Origin of the sequence: Streptomyces griseus subsp. griseus, assembly GCF_003610995.1 — a bacterium.
Taxonomy (GTDB): domain Bacteria; phylum Actinomycetota; class Actinomycetes; order Streptomycetales; family Streptomycetaceae; genus Streptomyces.
The window spans coordinates 2,230,924-2,244,769 of record NZ_CP032543.1 but is presented as its reverse complement, the minus strand read 5'-3'; the positions used below and the strand labels follow the sequence as shown (position 1 = coordinate 2,244,769).

Annotated in this window: 12 protein-coding genes and 2 tRNA genes; 7 read left to right on the top strand and 7 right to left on the bottom strand. The window is 70.7% G+C overall.

Features of this window, described 5'->3' with window-relative positions; all coding sequences use genetic code 11:
• Window positions 1–18 precede the first annotated feature (18 nt).
• On the bottom strand, window positions 19–1,446 hold the full coding sequence (locus D6270_RS10370; protein ID WP_109165679.1) for an amino acid permease: 1,428 nt from the start codon (window positions 1,444–1,446) through the stop codon (window positions 19–21).
• A 263-nt stretch (window positions 1,447–1,709) separates the two neighbouring features.
• Between D6270_RS10370 and D6270_RS10365 the strand changes: the two genes are divergently transcribed.
• Window positions 1,710–2,303 carry a biotin transporter BioY gene (locus D6270_RS10365; protein WP_109165680.1) on the top strand — a complete coding sequence of 198 codons (594 nt, stop codon included), beginning with the start codon at window positions 1,710–1,712 and terminating at the stop codon, window positions 2,301–2,303.
• A gap of 6 nt (window positions 2,304–2,309) precedes the next feature.
• Here D6270_RS10365 and D6270_RS10360 read toward each other — a convergent pair whose 3' ends face one another.
• Both D6270_RS10360 and D6270_RS10355 read right to left on the bottom strand, forming a co-directional pair.
• Entirely contained in the window at window positions 2,310–3,644 is a 1,335-nt protein-coding gene (locus tag D6270_RS10360) for an FAD-binding oxidoreductase (RefSeq protein ID WP_109165681.1), read from the bottom strand.
• Window positions 3,645–3,739: 95 nt separating this feature from the next.
• The gene (locus D6270_RS10355) at window positions 3,740–5,179 is read right to left on the bottom strand and encodes an amino acid permease (RefSeq protein ID WP_109165682.1); all 1,440 of its coding nucleotides are present in this window, start codon (window positions 5,177–5,179) and stop codon (window positions 3,740–3,742) included.
• Window positions 5,180–5,428: 249 nt separating this feature from the next.
• On the opposite strand from D6270_RS10355, the gene D6270_RS10350 reads away from it, so the two are divergent.
• Window positions 5,429–5,917 carry a ribose-5-phosphate isomerase gene (locus D6270_RS10350; protein WP_109165683.1) on the top strand — a complete coding sequence of 163 codons (489 nt, stop codon included), beginning with the start codon at window positions 5,429–5,431 and terminating at the stop codon, window positions 5,915–5,917.
• Window positions 5,918–6,017: 100 nt separating this feature from the next.
• Window positions 6,018–6,842 (top strand): Fpg/Nei family DNA glycosylase, encoded by an 825-nt coding sequence (locus tag D6270_RS10345; protein ID WP_109165684.1) that lies wholly within the window; start codon window positions 6,018–6,020, stop codon window positions 6,840–6,842.
• 57 nt (window positions 6,843–6,899) lie between these two features.
• On the opposite strand, the gene D6270_RS10340 is transcribed toward D6270_RS10345, so the two are convergent.
• Window positions 6,900–8,135: a GNAT family N-acetyltransferase gene (locus D6270_RS10340; RefSeq protein ID WP_109165685.1), complete on the bottom strand. Its 1,236-nt coding sequence runs from the start codon at window positions 8,133–8,135 to the stop codon at window positions 6,900–6,902.
• Between the two features lie 105 nt (window positions 8,136–8,240).
• On the opposite strand from D6270_RS10340, the gene D6270_RS10335 reads away from it, so the two are divergent.
• A complete protein-coding gene (locus D6270_RS10335; protein WP_109165686.1) occupies window positions 8,241–9,386 on the top strand; it encodes a PP2C family protein-serine/threonine phosphatase in 1,146 nt (381 codons plus the stop codon).
• A 124-nt stretch (window positions 9,387–9,510) separates the two neighbouring features.
• Here D6270_RS10335 and D6270_RS10330 read toward each other — a convergent pair whose 3' ends face one another.
• Entirely contained in the window at window positions 9,511–10,710 is a 1,200-nt protein-coding gene (locus D6270_RS10330) for a cation:proton antiporter (protein WP_109165687.1), read from the bottom strand.
• Between the two features lie 225 nt (window positions 10,711–10,935).
• Between D6270_RS10330 and D6270_RS10325 the strand changes: the two genes are divergently transcribed.
• The gene (locus D6270_RS10325; protein ID WP_109165688.1) at window positions 10,936–11,436 is read left to right on the top strand and encodes an HD domain-containing protein; all 501 of its coding nucleotides are present in this window, start codon (window positions 10,936–10,938) and stop codon (window positions 11,434–11,436) included.
• A 65-nt stretch (window positions 11,437–11,501) separates the two neighbouring features.
• Here the strand turns inward: D6270_RS10325 and D6270_RS10320 are convergent, their stop codons facing one another.
• On the bottom strand, window positions 11,502–12,635 hold the full coding sequence (locus tag D6270_RS10320; RefSeq protein ID WP_109165689.1) for an acyltransferase family protein: 1,134 nt from the start codon (window positions 12,633–12,635) through the stop codon (window positions 11,502–11,504).
• A 456-nt stretch (window positions 12,636–13,091) separates the two neighbouring features.
• Here D6270_RS10320 and D6270_RS10315 point away from each other — a divergent pair, with 456 nt between their 5' ends.
• Window positions 13,092–13,286 (top strand): hypothetical protein, encoded by a 195-nt coding sequence (locus D6270_RS10315; protein WP_109165690.1) that lies wholly within the window; start codon window positions 13,092–13,094, stop codon window positions 13,284–13,286.
• 99 nt (window positions 13,287–13,385) lie between these two features.
• On the opposite strand, the gene D6270_RS10310 is transcribed toward D6270_RS10315, so the two are convergent.
• Window positions 13,386–13,459 (bottom strand) — tRNA-Gly (locus D6270_RS10310).
• A 166-nt stretch (window positions 13,460–13,625) separates the two neighbouring features.
• On the opposite strand from D6270_RS10310, the gene D6270_RS10305 reads away from it, so the two are divergent.
• Window positions 13,626–13,702: transfer RNA gene (locus D6270_RS10305), tRNA-Pro, on the top strand.
• The last annotated feature ends 144 nt before the right edge of the window (window positions 13,703–13,846 follow it).

Sequence of the window (13,846 nt, the reverse complement as noted above, 5' to 3'; positions counted from 1 at the left end):
CGCAAGGTGCACACCCGCCTACCGGTCGGCAGGAGCCGCCCCCTTGCCCTCCCGCCACTGACGCCCCACCGCCACCAGCAGTACCAGCGCCGTCGCCCCCGCCGACCACAGCACCTGCGGCCGCGCGTCGGCGTCCGTCAGCATCAGCAGCAGCACCCCCAGCAGCCCCGCCAGCGTCAGCCAGGTCAGATACGGGAAGCACCACATCCGCAGCGACAGCGCCCCCGGCGCCTCCCGCTCCAGCCGGGCGCGCAGCCGCAGTTGGGAGGCGGCGATCAGCGCCCAGACGAACAGCAGCACCGCGCCGACCGAGTTGAGCATGTAGAGGAACACCGTGTCCGGCCAGACCAGATTGAGCAGGACGGAGACGAAGCCGAAGGCCACCGACGCCAGCACGGCCCGCCGCGGAACCCCGCCCTCCGACCCGGGCCTGCGGGACACCTTCAGCAGCCCGCGCGGCGCCTCCCCGCGCTCCGCCAGCGAGAACACCATCCGAGAGGACCCGTACAGATTGGCGTTGAGTGCCGAGAGAAGCGCCACGAACACCACGATGTTCATGATCTGCCCGGCGGACGGCACCCCGATCGAGTCCAGCACCTTCACATACGGGCTCAGCCCGGCCTGCTGGGCGGTCCACGGCAGCACGGTCACGATGACCAGCATGGAGCCGACGTAGAAGAAGAGGATGCGCACCACGGCGCTGCGCACCGCCCGTCCCACCGCGCGCGCCGGGTCGTCCGTCTCGGCGGCGGCGATGGTGACGACCTCCAGGCCGCCGAAGGCGAAGACCACGGTCAGCACACCCGCGACAACCCCGCTCCAGCCGTTCGGCAGGAAGCCTCCCTGCCCGCTCAGGTTGGTCATCCCGACCGGGTCGGTGTCCGGCAGCCATCCGAGGACCGCCAGCACGCCGAGTCCCAGGAAGACGACGATCGCGCCGACCTTCAGGGAGGCGAACCAGAACTCGAACTCGCCGAAGTTCTTCACCGCCGTCAGATTGGCGGCGGTGAACACGACCATGAACAGCAGCACCCACGCCCACGGTTCGACCGCCGGCACCCACCCATGGGCGATCCGCGCGGCGGCCGTCGCCTCCACGGCGAGGACCACGACCAGCAGGAACCAGTACAGCCAGCCGACGCTGAACCCGGCCCACCGCCCGAGCGCCCGCTCCGCGTGCACGGAGAAGGAGCCGGAGGCGGGCATCGCGGCGGACATCTCGCCGAGCATCCGCATCACCAGCATCGCGAGCGCCCCCGCGATCAGATACGAGACGACGATGGCGGGCCCCGCCACAGCGATCCCGGCACCTGACCCGACGAACAGCCCGGCCCCGATCACCCCGCCGAGCCCCAGCATCGTGAGATGACGTTGTTCCAGCCCGTGTTCGAGGGGCTCTGCGGGGGGCGTGGGAACCTCGGGCGGGGTGGCGGGAGCCTCGTGCATGGTGTGCGGGTCACTCTCGGATCATTTATGGGGAACCTACAGTCTGCGGCCGGGATCCCCCTCCCGCCAAAACGGACCACCTACCGCCTCACCTCCGTGACGAGCATCACGCCCAGAGGTGATTGCGTGGCGGCCTTTGTGCGAACCCCACCAACCCGCCAACCACCGCTTTGTGGGCGGCTGATGGTGATCGGTCGTTCACCGCTGGGCTAACGTCGGCAGCAGTCCCACCCCACCTGCCTGCCCTCACCCGCGGAGTCCCGATGAGCACTGCTGCCGCCCCCGTCCGTTCCGGAGCGGTCCTCGCCGACCTGCTGCCCGCAGCCCGGCACCGCTACGCCGTGGACGCGGCCCTCGTGCTGGGCGGCGCCGCTCTCACCGGCATCGCGGCCCAGATCGCCGTCCCGGTCCCCGGCTCCCCGGTCCCCGTCACCGGTCAGACCTTCGCCGCGCTCCTCATCGGCACCGCGCTCGGCGCCCGCCGCGGCTTCCTCTCCCTCGCGGTGTACGCGCTCGTCGGCATGGCCGGCATGCCGTGGTTCGCCGAGGGCACCTCCGGCTACGCGATGCCGTCCCTGGGCTACGTCCTCGGGATGCTGCTCGCCGCCACCGTCGTCGGCGCCCTCGCCCGCCGGGGCGGTGACCGCTCGGTGCTCCGCACGGCGGGCACGATGGCGGCCGGCTCCGCGATCATCTACGCCGTCGGCGTGCCCTACCTGGCACTCGCCACCGGCATGTCCCTGAGCGCCGCCGTCGCGGCCGGGCTCGTCCCGTTCCTCATCGGCGACGCCCTCAAGGCGGCCCTGGCCATGGGCGCCCTGCCCGCCACCTGGAAGCTCCTCGGCCGCCGGGGCTGACCCCGCTCAGGCCCCGTACGGGCCCCCGAAGAGGCCCGCCGGATCGTACTGGGAGACCAGACCGGCGAGCCTCTTCGCCGTTTCCGGCTCATGGAAACCGGCGGTACGGTCCCCGCCGCCGAAGGCGAAGTTCAGCGACCGCCCCAGGACGGCCGGCTCCAGCACCCGCCCCACCTCCCCGTACAGCGCGCGCACCGCGCCCACCTCCGTACCGTCCAGCGGCGACAGCAGCCGCAGCAGGAACCGGGCGTCGCGGTACGGCACGGCGCTGGGCACCTCCGGCCGCGCGGCCAGCGCCCCGCCCAGGTGGTTGAACTGCACCACGGTCATCATCGGCGCCCGGGGCCCGGCCAGTTCGAAGGCGCGTACGGTCCGCTCCGCGTCCGGCTCGCCGAGCACCGCACTGTCCCCGTAGTACGCGTGCGGGAACGGCGGGTCGCTGTGGATGGTGTGGCTCTCGGTGTACGGCATCTCCCGCAGCGAGTCCGACAGGACCGCGGAGCCCGTCGCGCCGCGTGGACCAGCCGACCCGATCGCCCGCAGCGGGGCCACCAGCCGCTCGCCCTCCGCCACGTCGCCCGTGAAGGCCACCCGCACGGAGATCACGTACCGGCCGCGCAACTCCTCGGGCAGCTGGGGCATGGCCGGGTAGACGAGGGCGGCCAGCGACGACGTCACGGTGTCCGGCACGGTCCGCGTCCACCCCAGGTAGCCGCGCACCACCTCGCCCGCCCACGCCCCGTCGAAGACGACCGACCCGCCGTAGAGCCGCTCCACCGCCACCAGCCCGATCTCCAGCCCGGTCACCACCCCCAGCCGGTGCCCGCCCCCGCGCAGCCCCCAGAACAGCTCCGGCTCGCGCTCCGGCGTGACCCGGCGCGCGGTGCCGTCCGCGGTCACCACGTCCAGCGAGCGCACGTGGTCGGCGGCGTACCCGAACTCCCGCGCCAGGATGCCGAGTCCGCCGCCCAGCGTGGAGGAGACGGCGCCCACGGAGGGGGAGGAGCCGTTGGGCGGGGCGAGACCGTGCGGGGCCGCCGCCTCGATCACCCGGCCCCAGGTCGCGCCCGCGCCGATCCGGGCGGTGCGGCGGACCGGGTCGATCTCGACGGAGTCCAGGGCGGCGGTGGCGATGAGGACCCCGCCCTCGACGGGGCCGGGGAGGCCGTGGCCGGAGGCGTGCGCGGAGACCCGGAGCCCGCGCCCGCCGGCGTACGCCACGGCCTGCCGTACGTCCTCGGGCGTGGCGGCCTCCACCAGCCGGTCGGGCCGGATCGGGAAGCCCGTCTGGAAGGTGGGGGGTTCTGCGGGTCCGGCATGCCCTGCGGATGCGGAAACCATGAGGGAGGCTCTCCTTCGCTCGCGCTTTTCGCGGTACGGAGGAGAGCCTCCCCGAAATACGTGACATCTACAGTCACGCGTCACTCACGTACCGGTCACTCGGCGGGAGTGACCGCCTTGCGGCTGCGCGCCTCGCGCACCAGCGAGATGCCCACCACCAGCGCCGCCACCAGCAGCGACAGCACGACCTGCTCGCGGGCGGTGTCGTCGGTCAGCATGTAGACCAGGACGAAGGAGATCATCGCGATCGTGGCCCAGGTCAGATACGGGAAGAGCCACATCCGGACGACCAGCTTGCCCGGGGTCTCGCGCAGGATGATCCCGCGCATCCGCAGCTGGGTGAAGCAGATGACCAGCCAGACGAAGAGCGCCACCGCGCCCGAGGAGTTCAGCAGGAACTGGAACACCGTGTCGGGCCACTGGTAGTTGAAGAACACCGCCACGAAGCCGAAGACCACCGAGGACAGGATCGCCGCCTGCGGCACCCCCCGCGTGTTGACCTTGGCGAAGGACTTCGGGGCATCGCCCCGCTCACCGAGCGAGAACGCCATCCGGGAGGCGGTGTAGAGGCCGGAGTTGAGACAGGACAGCACGGCCGTCAGCACGATGAAGTCCATGACCTGGCCGGCGTGCGGGATGCCGATCGAGTCGAGGGCGGCCACATAGCTGCCCTTCTCCAGGATCGAGGGGTCGTTCCACGGCAGCAGCGTCAGCACCACGAAGATGGAGCCCAGGTAGAAGACGGCGATACGCCAGATCACGCTGTTGGTGGCCTTGGACACGGCCCGCTGCGGGTCCGAGGACTCGCCGGCGGCCAGGGTCACGATCTCGCTGCCCATGAACGAGAAGACCACCATCAGCACACCGGTCAGGATGGCCCCCGGTCCTTCGGGGAAGAACCCGCCGCTGTCCGTCAGATGGGCGAGACCCGACCCCGGGTTGTCCGAACCGGGCAGGAACCCGAAGACGGCGAGCAGGCCGACGACGACGAACGCGCCGATCGCCACGACCTTGATCCCGGCGAACCAGAACTCGAACTCGCCGTAACTGCCCACCGAGACCAGGTTGGTGGCGGTCAGCACGACCATCACGATCAGGGCCCAGGCCCACTGCGGGACGCCCGGGATCCAGCTCTCCAGGATCTTGGCGCCGGCCGTGGCCTCGACGGCGAGCACCACGACCCAGAAGAACCAGTAGAGCCAGCCGATGGAGAAACCGGCCCAGCGGCCCAGCGCCTGGTCGGCGTAGGCGGAGAAGGAGCCGGAGCTGGGACGGGCGGCGGCCATCTCACCGAGCATCCGCATCACGAGGACGACCATCAGGCCGACCATCGCGTACGAGAGCAGGATCGCCGGACCGGCGGCCGCGATACCCGCGCTGGAGCCCACGAAGAGGCCCGCGCCGATCACACCGCCGATCGCGATCATCGAGAGGTGGCGGTTCTTCAGGCCGGCCTGAAGCCCGCCGGAGGAGTCGGGCCGATCCGGCTCGCCGGGCTCGTGCCCCGGCTCCGCCAGCGTCGTCTGCGACGTCATGGGGGGAAGTCCTAACGTTTCCGTGCATGAGGGTGTGCCCTGCTCCACGTGGGGTGGTGCGGAAGACAAGGCCACGCATTCAAGCCCGGAAGACGGCAGAAACGGAACCCTCTCATCCGGATCATTTGCCTGATCATTACCCAAGTGGCCTTCGCCACACCGTCCGAGCGGGCGGTCTCCGCCCCGCGACCTGACAGGCTCCGACCCCGCCGGCCGCCACCCCGCGAAGTTCGTGCCACACTTCGCACCATGCGCGTGTACCTCGGATCCGACCATGCCGGTTACGAACTCAAGAACCACCTCGTCGAGTGGCTCGGTGCCCACGGGCACGAGGCCGTCGACTGCGGCCCCCACATCTACGACGCCCAGGACGACTATCCGCCGTTCTGCCTCCGCGCCGCCGAGAAGACGGCCGCGGACCCGGACAGCCTCGGCATCGTGATCGGCGGCTCCGGCAACGGTGAGCAGATCGCCGCCAACAAGGTCAGGGGCGTCCGCGCCGCACTGGCCTGGAGCGAGCAGACCGCCGCCCTCGGCCGTGAGCACAACAACGCCAACGTGGTGGCGATCGGCGGCCGGATGCACACGGTGGAGGAGTCCACCAAGTTCGTCGAGATCTTCCTCTCCACGCCGTACTCGAACGAGGAGCGCCACACGCGCCGCATCGAGATGCTCTCGGCGTACGAGAACACCGGCGAGCTCCCCCCGATCCCGGCCCACCACCCGCAGCAGGGCTGACCCGCCTCACTCCGCCTGTGCCGCCGGGTCCCGCACCCGGCGGCACGGCCATGTCACCCGCCCGTCCGCCCGCCAGCAGGAACCCCAGGAGCAGCCCGCCGTGCCCGAGGGACACACGATCCACCGCCTCGCCCAGGACCACGCCGAGCGGTTCACGGGCGGACCGGTCCGGGTGAGCAGCCCGCAGGGCAAGTTCTCCGACAGCGCGGCCCTCCTCGACGGGCACACCCTCACCACCACCGACGCCCACGGCAAGCACCTCTTCCTGGGCTTCGGTGACACCGGCTGGGTCCACATCCACCTCGGCCTCTTCGGCAAGCTCGGCTTCGGCACCGCCCCGCCCCCGCCGCCCACCGACACCGTCCGCCTCCGCCTGGTCAACGCGGCCCACTGCGCCGATCTGCGCGGCCCCACCACCTGCGCCCTGATCACCGAGCCCGAGAAGCGCGCGATACACGAGCGGCTGGGCCCGGACCCGCTCCGGGGCGACGAGGACGGCGAGCGCGCCTGGCAGCGGATCTCCCGCAGCCGGACCACCGTCGCCGCGCTCCTGATGGACCAGAAGGTCATCGCGGGCGTCGGCAACGTCTACCGGGCCGAGGTCCTCTTCCGGCACGGCATCGACCCGTACCGCGCGGGCAGGGACCTCACCCGCGCCGAGTGGGACGCGGTCTGGGCGGACCTGGTGGAGCTGATGCGCGAGGGCGTACGGAACAACCGCATCGACACCGTCCGCCCCGAGCACCTGCCCGAGGCGATGGGCCGCCCGCCCCGCAAGGACGACCACGGCGGCGAGGTCTACGTCTACCGCCGGGCCAACCTGCCCTGCCACATCTGCCAGAGCGAGATCCGGACGGCGGACCTCGCCGCCCGCAACCTCTTCTGGTGCCCGCGCTGCCAGGGCCCCGGCCTGTCGGGTAACTGAGCGCGCGCCCGCCGTCCGGTCAGGGCCGGGGCCGGAGCGCGCGCCCGCGCGCCCCGCTCAGAAGCCGTGCGGCAGCCACGGCTCCACGTGCCACGAGAACGCCGTCGAGACCTCCTCCACGGCACCCGGCCGCAGCTCCCGCACCCGCCCCGCCGCCGCGAGCGAGGTGAACGACACCCCGCCCAGGTAGGCGGTGCCCAGCTCCCGTACCGACAGCTCCAGATCCGGCGTGCGATCCGGCGCACGCCGGCACGAGGCACTGCCCTTCGCGTCCGCCACCAGGTGCCAGCGCCCCGCGTTCCACGGGCAGAAGGCGTCCTCCACCTCCAGCACCACATCCAGCGGCGTCCGGTACGCCCGCGCCTCCAGCGCCGCCCCCACCTCCACCAGCCGTACGTAGAGCCCGTCCTGCACCCGCGCCTCGCACCGCCGCACATCCGAGACCAGCTGCATCAGCGGCTCGTCCACCGGCCGCTCGCCCGTCTCCACGGTCGACGTCAGGTCGATGCCGAACAGGAACCGCCACAGCGCCGCGTACGACGCCGGATCCAGCGCCGCCAGATCCCGCAGCGCCACCGTTCCCTTCGGCCCCGCCCGGTTCCAGTCCGGCCGCACCCGGAACGTGGCGTACCCGGCCACCTCCCCGTCCCGCTCGGCCAGCACGCACTGCAACGGGGATGCGCCCGCCCGGTCCTGCTCCGTGTCGATCACCGCGGCCTGCTCCCACTTCGGCTGCCGCACCGGCGTGCCCGGACGCTCCGCGGCGAGCCGCCCGTACACGTCCTCGCAGGCGGGCAGGGCCGCCACCGGATCCGCGTACCGCACCCGCACCTCGTCCGTGCCCGGCGGCAGGTCCAGCTGTACGCGGGCGGTGTCGACGTCCAGGCTCAGGGCCCGGGTCGCGGCGCCGTACCCGAAGCGCCCGTAGATGGCGGGCTCGGACGCGGTGAGCACGGCGAGCGGCTCGCCCCAGGACCGTACGTCGTCCAGCTGGCGCCGCATCATCTTCCGCAGCAGCCCCTGCCGCCGGTGCGTCCCGGCCACGCTCACCATCGTCACCCCGGCCGTGGGCACCGCCACTCCGCCGGGCACGGTCAGCCGGAAGCTGTACGCCCCCGCCGTACCGACGCACGCCTCCCCGTCCCAGAGCCCGATGGACCGGTCGTGCTCGGTCAGCTCCTGCCAGAGCGCCCGCGACTCCGGAGGCCTCTCCACCCCCCCGAACGCACGCTCCAGACAGGCAAACCAGGCGTTCCATTCGGCAGGTCGCAGCACACGGAGTTCTGAAGTCATAGGCCATCCCTACCAGGGCGCGCCGAAGCGGACGACTCGATTTCGCCCGGATCGAGACCGGGGTCCCCCTGCACCGGCGGCGTCCGGGTGGATAGGGTCCCGGCAATGGCCCGTCGCGGAGGAGTGGACGACTTCTGGGCCCGGTGGCGCAGATCGATGCACCGGGCCCGTATCGGGCTGCGCAAATCCGGGGTGGACTACTTCCGGGGCGACGGCTCCGACTGGATCGCGATGGCCGGTCTGCTGCTGACCATTCCGGCCATCACCCTCGCCACCATCACCAGCCCGGTCTGGATCGACCCGGCCGCCCTCGCCCTGCCCATCGTCGCGGGCGGCCTCCTGCTGCGCCCCGCCAGCCTGCTCGGTCTGTACGCCACGTCCGCCGCCGCCCTGATCGTGGAGGCGCTGACGCTGGGCCCGTACGCCGACGGCCCGGCCAGGGTCACCCCGGGCACCGTGCTCGTGGTCGCCGCCTGCGGGTTCTTCGGGCTGATCCTCGCTCAGTTCCGGGCCCGGGTCGGTGTGCCCTGGCGGCGCGGCGGCACCATGCTCTTCGACCTGCGCGAACGCATCCGGGTCCAGAGCTCCCTGCCCCGGCTGCCCCAGGGCTGGCACCGCGAGATGGCCCTGCGCCCGGCCGGCGGCCAGTCCTTCTCCGGGGACTTCGTCGTCGCGGCCCGCACCCACGGCGGCCGGACCCTGGAGGTCGTCCTCACCGACGTCTCCGGCAAGGGCATGGACGCCGGCTCCCGGGCCCTGCTGCTCTCCGGGGCCTTCGGCGGGCTGCTCGGCTCGCTGCCGGCGCACGGCTTCCTCGGCGCCGCCAACGGCTATCTGCTGCGCCAGGACTGGGACGAGGGGTTCGCCACCTCGATCCATCTGGTGCTGGACCTGGACTCCGGCGACTACGAGATCTTCTCGGCCGGCCACCCGCCCGCCCTGCAACTGCACGCGGGCAGCGGCCAGTGGGAGGAGAAGTCGGGGGAGGGCCCGCTGCTCGGCGTCTACGACGGGGCCGAGTTCGACGCGGTCAAGGGCTCGCTGGCGCCGGGGGACGTGCTGATGCTCTTCACGGACGGCCTGGTGGAGGCGTCCGACCGGGACATCGCCGAGGGGATCGACCGGCTGACGGGCGAGGCCGACCGTTATGTCTCCACCGGCTTCGAGGGCGCGGCCTGGCATCTGATCGAGGCCTGTGCCAAGGACGTCAACGACGACCGGGCGCTCCTGCTGCTCTCCCGCAAGGCCTGAGCGGGCGGCGTCGACGCGGACGCGCCCTGAGCGCCGCGTCAGCGGAGAGACGCCCATCACCCGGGGATGATGATGTGGTGATCATCACCTCCGGGTGACTCCTGGGGACGCCCTCCGTCTCCGTTCAGACGGAGACCGGGATCTGTTCCTGATCCTTGTCGCCGTCCTTGCCGCCACCGTCCTTGTCGCGTCCGCCGGGGAGGATCTTGGCCAGCCAGTGGGAACGTCCGGCCGCCAGCGGTGCGAGGACGGCGAGCAGCAGCACGTAACCGGCGATGAACGGCGAGAGCCGGTTGTCCAGTCCGGCGGCCGCCGCCATCGTCGCCAGGATGAGCGCGAACTCGCCCCGGGCCACCAGCGTGGTGGCGATGTTGGCCGTGGCCTGGGTGCCGAAGCTGTAGATCCTGGAGGCCGCGAGACCCGCGGCCACGTTCATCGCGAGCGTCAGGACGACGGCCGCCAGCACCGGCCAGAAGACGCTCAGGAGGTCGCCCGGGTCGATGGAGAGACCGAAGGCGAAGAAGAAGATCGCGCCGAACGCGTCCCTCAGCGGGTGGACCAGCTTGAGGATGCGCTCGCCGGATGTGGTGGAGCCGAGCATCAGGCCGACCATGAAGGCACCGATCGCGTCGGCGACGCCGAACATCTCGGAGACCCCGGCGACGAAGACCGCGACACCGAGGAAGGAGATGACGAGGAGCTCGTCGTCCCTGGTGTTCATCAGCTTGCCGATGAGCTTCGTCCCGAACCGGGCGGCCAGGGCGAGCAGCAGCAGGAAGCCGAAGGCCTTGCCGCCGTCGACGAGCATGGCCGAGAGGCTGTCCGCACCGGACAGGATCGGCTGGAGGGCCGCGAGGTAGAGGGCGAGGAAGACGTCCTCGACGACGATGATGCCGAGGATCGGCCGGGTCTCCGGGTTACCGATGCGCCCCAGGTCCACCAGGATCTTGGTCACGATGGCGGACGAGGATATGCCGAGCACGCCGGCGAGGACCAGCGCCTCCGACGTGCCCCAGCCGAGCGCGAAACCGAAGCCGAGGCCGGCTCCCACGTTCAGGGCCAGATATGTCCCGCCCGCGATGGCCATCTTCCGGCCACCTGTCTTGAGGTCGTCCATGTGGAACTCGAGCCCGAGGTAGAAGAGCAGGAGGACGAGTCCCAGCGCGGAGAGCATCTCCAGGTCGTGCGGGTTGGAGAGAAGCGTGTAACCGGGGGTGTGGGGGCCGAGGAGGATGCCGGCGAGGATGAACAGGGGGATCGTCGGCAGTCCGATGCGGCCGCCGAGGCGGGCGAGGACGGCAGCGGCCAGGAAGGCGCCGCCCATGGCGAGGAGGGTGTCTGCGTGTCCGATGAGCCTGTTCCTTCGGGGTAGGTCAAGAGAGTGTCAAGAGGGCGTCAATAAACCATCAGTAATTAGTTTACCGAACGATTGACTCTGCAACTATGACGCCGCCGAATTGTCGGCTTCTGTTCGCTGGGGAGGGGCGGTCGCTCCCCGTGAAACCACAGGCCAGGACGGGCGTTGAGGCGCCGCCGTAGAGTTCGGGCCATGGCTGACGACCATCTGGACCTGGCCGAGATCGAGGCTCTTGCCCGTGAGGCCCATGCGACACAGACCGACAAGGCGGGCCGCCCGTACACGGAACACCTGGCCGCGGTGGCCGAGGGCGTACGGGTGCGCGGCGGCACCGGCCGGCAGATCGCGGCGGCCTGGCTGCACGACGCGATCGAGGACGGTGCGCTCTCCGCGCGGTGGCTGGCGGAGGTCGCCCTGCCACAGGAGGTCAAGGACATGGTCCTGGCCGTCACCAAGCGGCCGGGGGAGGAGCTGTCCGCGTACACGGCCCGGATCCTCGCCACCGAGGGCGCGCTGCTCATCAAGGAGGCGGATCTGGCCCACAACGCGGATCCGGCCCGCCTCGCGGTCCTGGACGAGCCGGTGCGTACCCGGCTGACCGCGAAGTATGCGCAGGTGCGGGCGCTGTTGGGGCTGGCCGGCGGGGAAATGCCCTCGGACCGAAAGGATTCGGCCAACCCCGAAACGCAGTGATCCACCCGTGGCCGACGTCACGGGTGGATCGAAAGCAGGAAGAGGCGCGGAGAGAGGGAGCGGGCTCAGCGCTTCGCGGGATCTTTCCGGAACGCCCAGGGCATGTCCGGTTCGGTGGCGAACTTCAGGGCCCGGCCCACCGGCGGCGAGCACATGAGCGTCACCGCGACGGCGGCCACCACCGAGACCACGACCAGGCCGACGGGGTCGGAGAGCCAGGTGTACCGGTCGAACAGGCCTGTGTAGACAGCGCCCTTGATCAGGAAGCCGTGGAGGAGATAGCCGCAGATGGTCCCGGCGCCCAGCGCCGTGAACCACATGTTCCGGCGCGGCACCCAGGCCAGGAAACCGACGGTCAGCACCAGCGCGCAGCCGAACAGGGCCAGCGACATCACCGCACCGGACCACCAGGGGGCGTCCATCTCCTGGGCGCTGTTGGCGCGGTAGAGCCAGCCGAGCTGCATGTGCGGGGCGATCCAGTACGCGAACAGCAGCGCGCCCGCGAACAGCGGCAGGGAGAGCAGCCGCACCTCGCGGCGCCGGATCAGCTGGAAGTGCTCGGGCTTCATCAGCAGGCCGAGGACGAAGAACGGCAGGAACTGGAAGACCCGCTGGAGATCCAGGTCGTCACCGATGTCCGGGGAGATCGAGGCCAGCATGGCGATGCCGAGCGCCACCGGTAGCGGATGGCGCAGTGTGAGCCAAATCGGCGTGGTGACCCGCCAGATGAACAGGGCGATCAGGAACCACGTCAGGAACAGCGGGTCGACCAGGGTGATCGCGGTGTCGGGCGAGTCGCCCACGTACCGCTTGAAGAGCGAGTAGGCCGTCTCGAACAGGACGTACGGCACGGCGACGCCGGTGATCAGGCGCTTCACCTTCGGGGCCGACATGTCGAACGTGCGGGAGAAATAGCCGGAGATGAGGATGAAGGCCGGCATGTGGAACGCGTACACGACCATGTAGAGCGCCCGGGTGGTCCGGCTGCCGTCCATCACCGGTTCCCAGGCGTGCGCCACCGCGACCAGGACGATGGCCAGATACTTCACGTTGTCGAAGTAGGGGTCACGCTTCTTCGCCGTAGTCGGCGGGGCCTTGGCGGGCGCCGGGGCGGTGGGCGTCTGCTCGCGTCCGGGCTCCGGCTCCCGGGTCGCCGGGGGGAGCGGGGCCCTTGTGAATACGCTGGGAGCTTGGAACATCTAAGGCACCTTAGACCCGTCGATTGCCTTGCGTAAAAACGCGATGAGATAACGCGTGTTCCCCCGTATTCGCCTATGAAACAGGAGAACGCTGACCGCTATGACACACTTGATCCCACTTAAACAGGGCATATCGGCAGGGGTGTTGGGCACGTGAATTACGTCGCATCGAACAGCCCGAATTACCTGTGAACGACCTGTGGCGACAAGGAAACGGTCACCGCCGGCCGGGCCGGTGAATATGCGGCCGCGCGGATTCGGCGGCCAAAGCGCGAAGCGTCCGGCGTGGCGCCCGGTGAGCGGGGCAGGATGGCGGGATCCGGTCAGTGCGATCCGTCACCCGGCAGCAGACACCGGGGAGTTGGTGGCACGATGGACGCGACGGGGCGCGCAGTGGTGCACGTTTCCGGGCCGGCGAAGCGGACCGACCAAGACCGACCGAGGGTGTGATCAGACGTGGCTATCTCACTGTCTATGGTGCTGCTGTTCGCGGTCGTCCTGGTGGTAATGATCCGGGGCGGCTCGATCAAGCCCGGCCCCGCGCTCGTAGCCGTGCTCTTCGGCTTCTTCCTGGCGTCGACCGGCATGGCCCCGTCGATCAACAGGTTCATGAACTCGATAGCCGACACGATCAACCAGATCAGCTTCTGAGGCGGTTCGGCCCCCGCGAGGGGGCCGCCGCGTCCGTCGCGCGGCCCGCACGGACGCAAGAGGCCCGGTCCGACGAGGATGTCGGACCGGGCCCAGGCATGGAGCGGGCGACGGGAATCGAACCCGCGTAGCTAGTTTGGAAGACTAGGGCTCTACCATTGAGCTACGCCCGCGAGCACCGCATCGCAGGTCCGAGGACCGCGGCACGAAGAGCATCGTAGCGGGTCGGCGGCGGTGTCCGCACACCCGTTGACGCCGGCCCCGGACCACCGGTCCCCGCCCGCCCCGCAAAGCGGCCGACGCACGGCTCCGGTACATGTACCCTACGTGTCGCACCGACGGGGTGTGGCGCAGCTTGGTAGCGCGTCCGCTTTGGGAGCGGAAGGTCGTCGGTTCGAATCCGGCCACCCCGACCACCGGCAAGATCGCATTGGGGGAGTCCTCCTCCTTGCCGTTACTATGCGGAATGCGTGCCCGTGTGTCTGATGTACCGGGCTCGGTCCGCGAAGCCGCCGTCGGCGGTCGAGCAGAACCCCAAGAAGTCAGCCACCAAGGAGACC

Excerpts from the sequence above, each read along its gene's own strand:
- D6270_RS10370 (WP_109165679.1), bottom strand. The coding sequence starts at position 1,446 with ATGCACGAGGCTCCCGCCACCCCGCCCGAGGTTCCCACGCCCCCCGCA.
- D6270_RS10365 (WP_109165680.1), top strand. The coding sequence starts at position 1,710 with ATGAGCACTGCTGCCGCCCCCGTCCGTTCCGGAGCGGTCCTCGCCGAC.
- D6270_RS10360 (WP_109165681.1), bottom strand. The coding sequence starts at position 3,644 with ATGGTTTCCGCATCCGCAGGGCATGCCGGACCCGCAGAACCCCCCACC.
- D6270_RS10355 (WP_109165682.1), bottom strand. The coding sequence starts at position 5,179 with ATGACGTCGCAGACGACGCTGGCGGAGCCGGGGCACGAGCCCGGCGAG.
- D6270_RS10350 (WP_109165683.1), top strand. The coding sequence starts at position 5,429 with ATGCGCGTGTACCTCGGATCCGACCATGCCGGTTACGAACTCAAGAAC.
- D6270_RS10340 (WP_109165685.1), bottom strand. The coding sequence starts at position 8,135 with ATGACTTCAGAACTCCGTGTGCTGCGACCTGCCGAATGGAACGCCTGG.
- D6270_RS10335 (WP_109165686.1), top strand. The coding sequence starts at position 8,241 with ATGGCCCGTCGCGGAGGAGTGGACGACTTCTGGGCCCGGTGGCGCAGA.
- D6270_RS10330 (WP_109165687.1), bottom strand. The coding sequence starts at position 10,710 with ATGGGCGGCGCCTTCCTGGCCGCTGCCGTCCTCGCCCGCCTCGGCGGC.
- D6270_RS10325 (WP_109165688.1), top strand. The coding sequence starts at position 10,936 with ATGGCTGACGACCATCTGGACCTGGCCGAGATCGAGGCTCTTGCCCGT.
- D6270_RS10320 (WP_109165689.1), bottom strand. The coding sequence starts at position 12,635 with ATGTTCCAAGCTCCCAGCGTATTCACAAGGGCCCCGCTCCCCCCGGCG.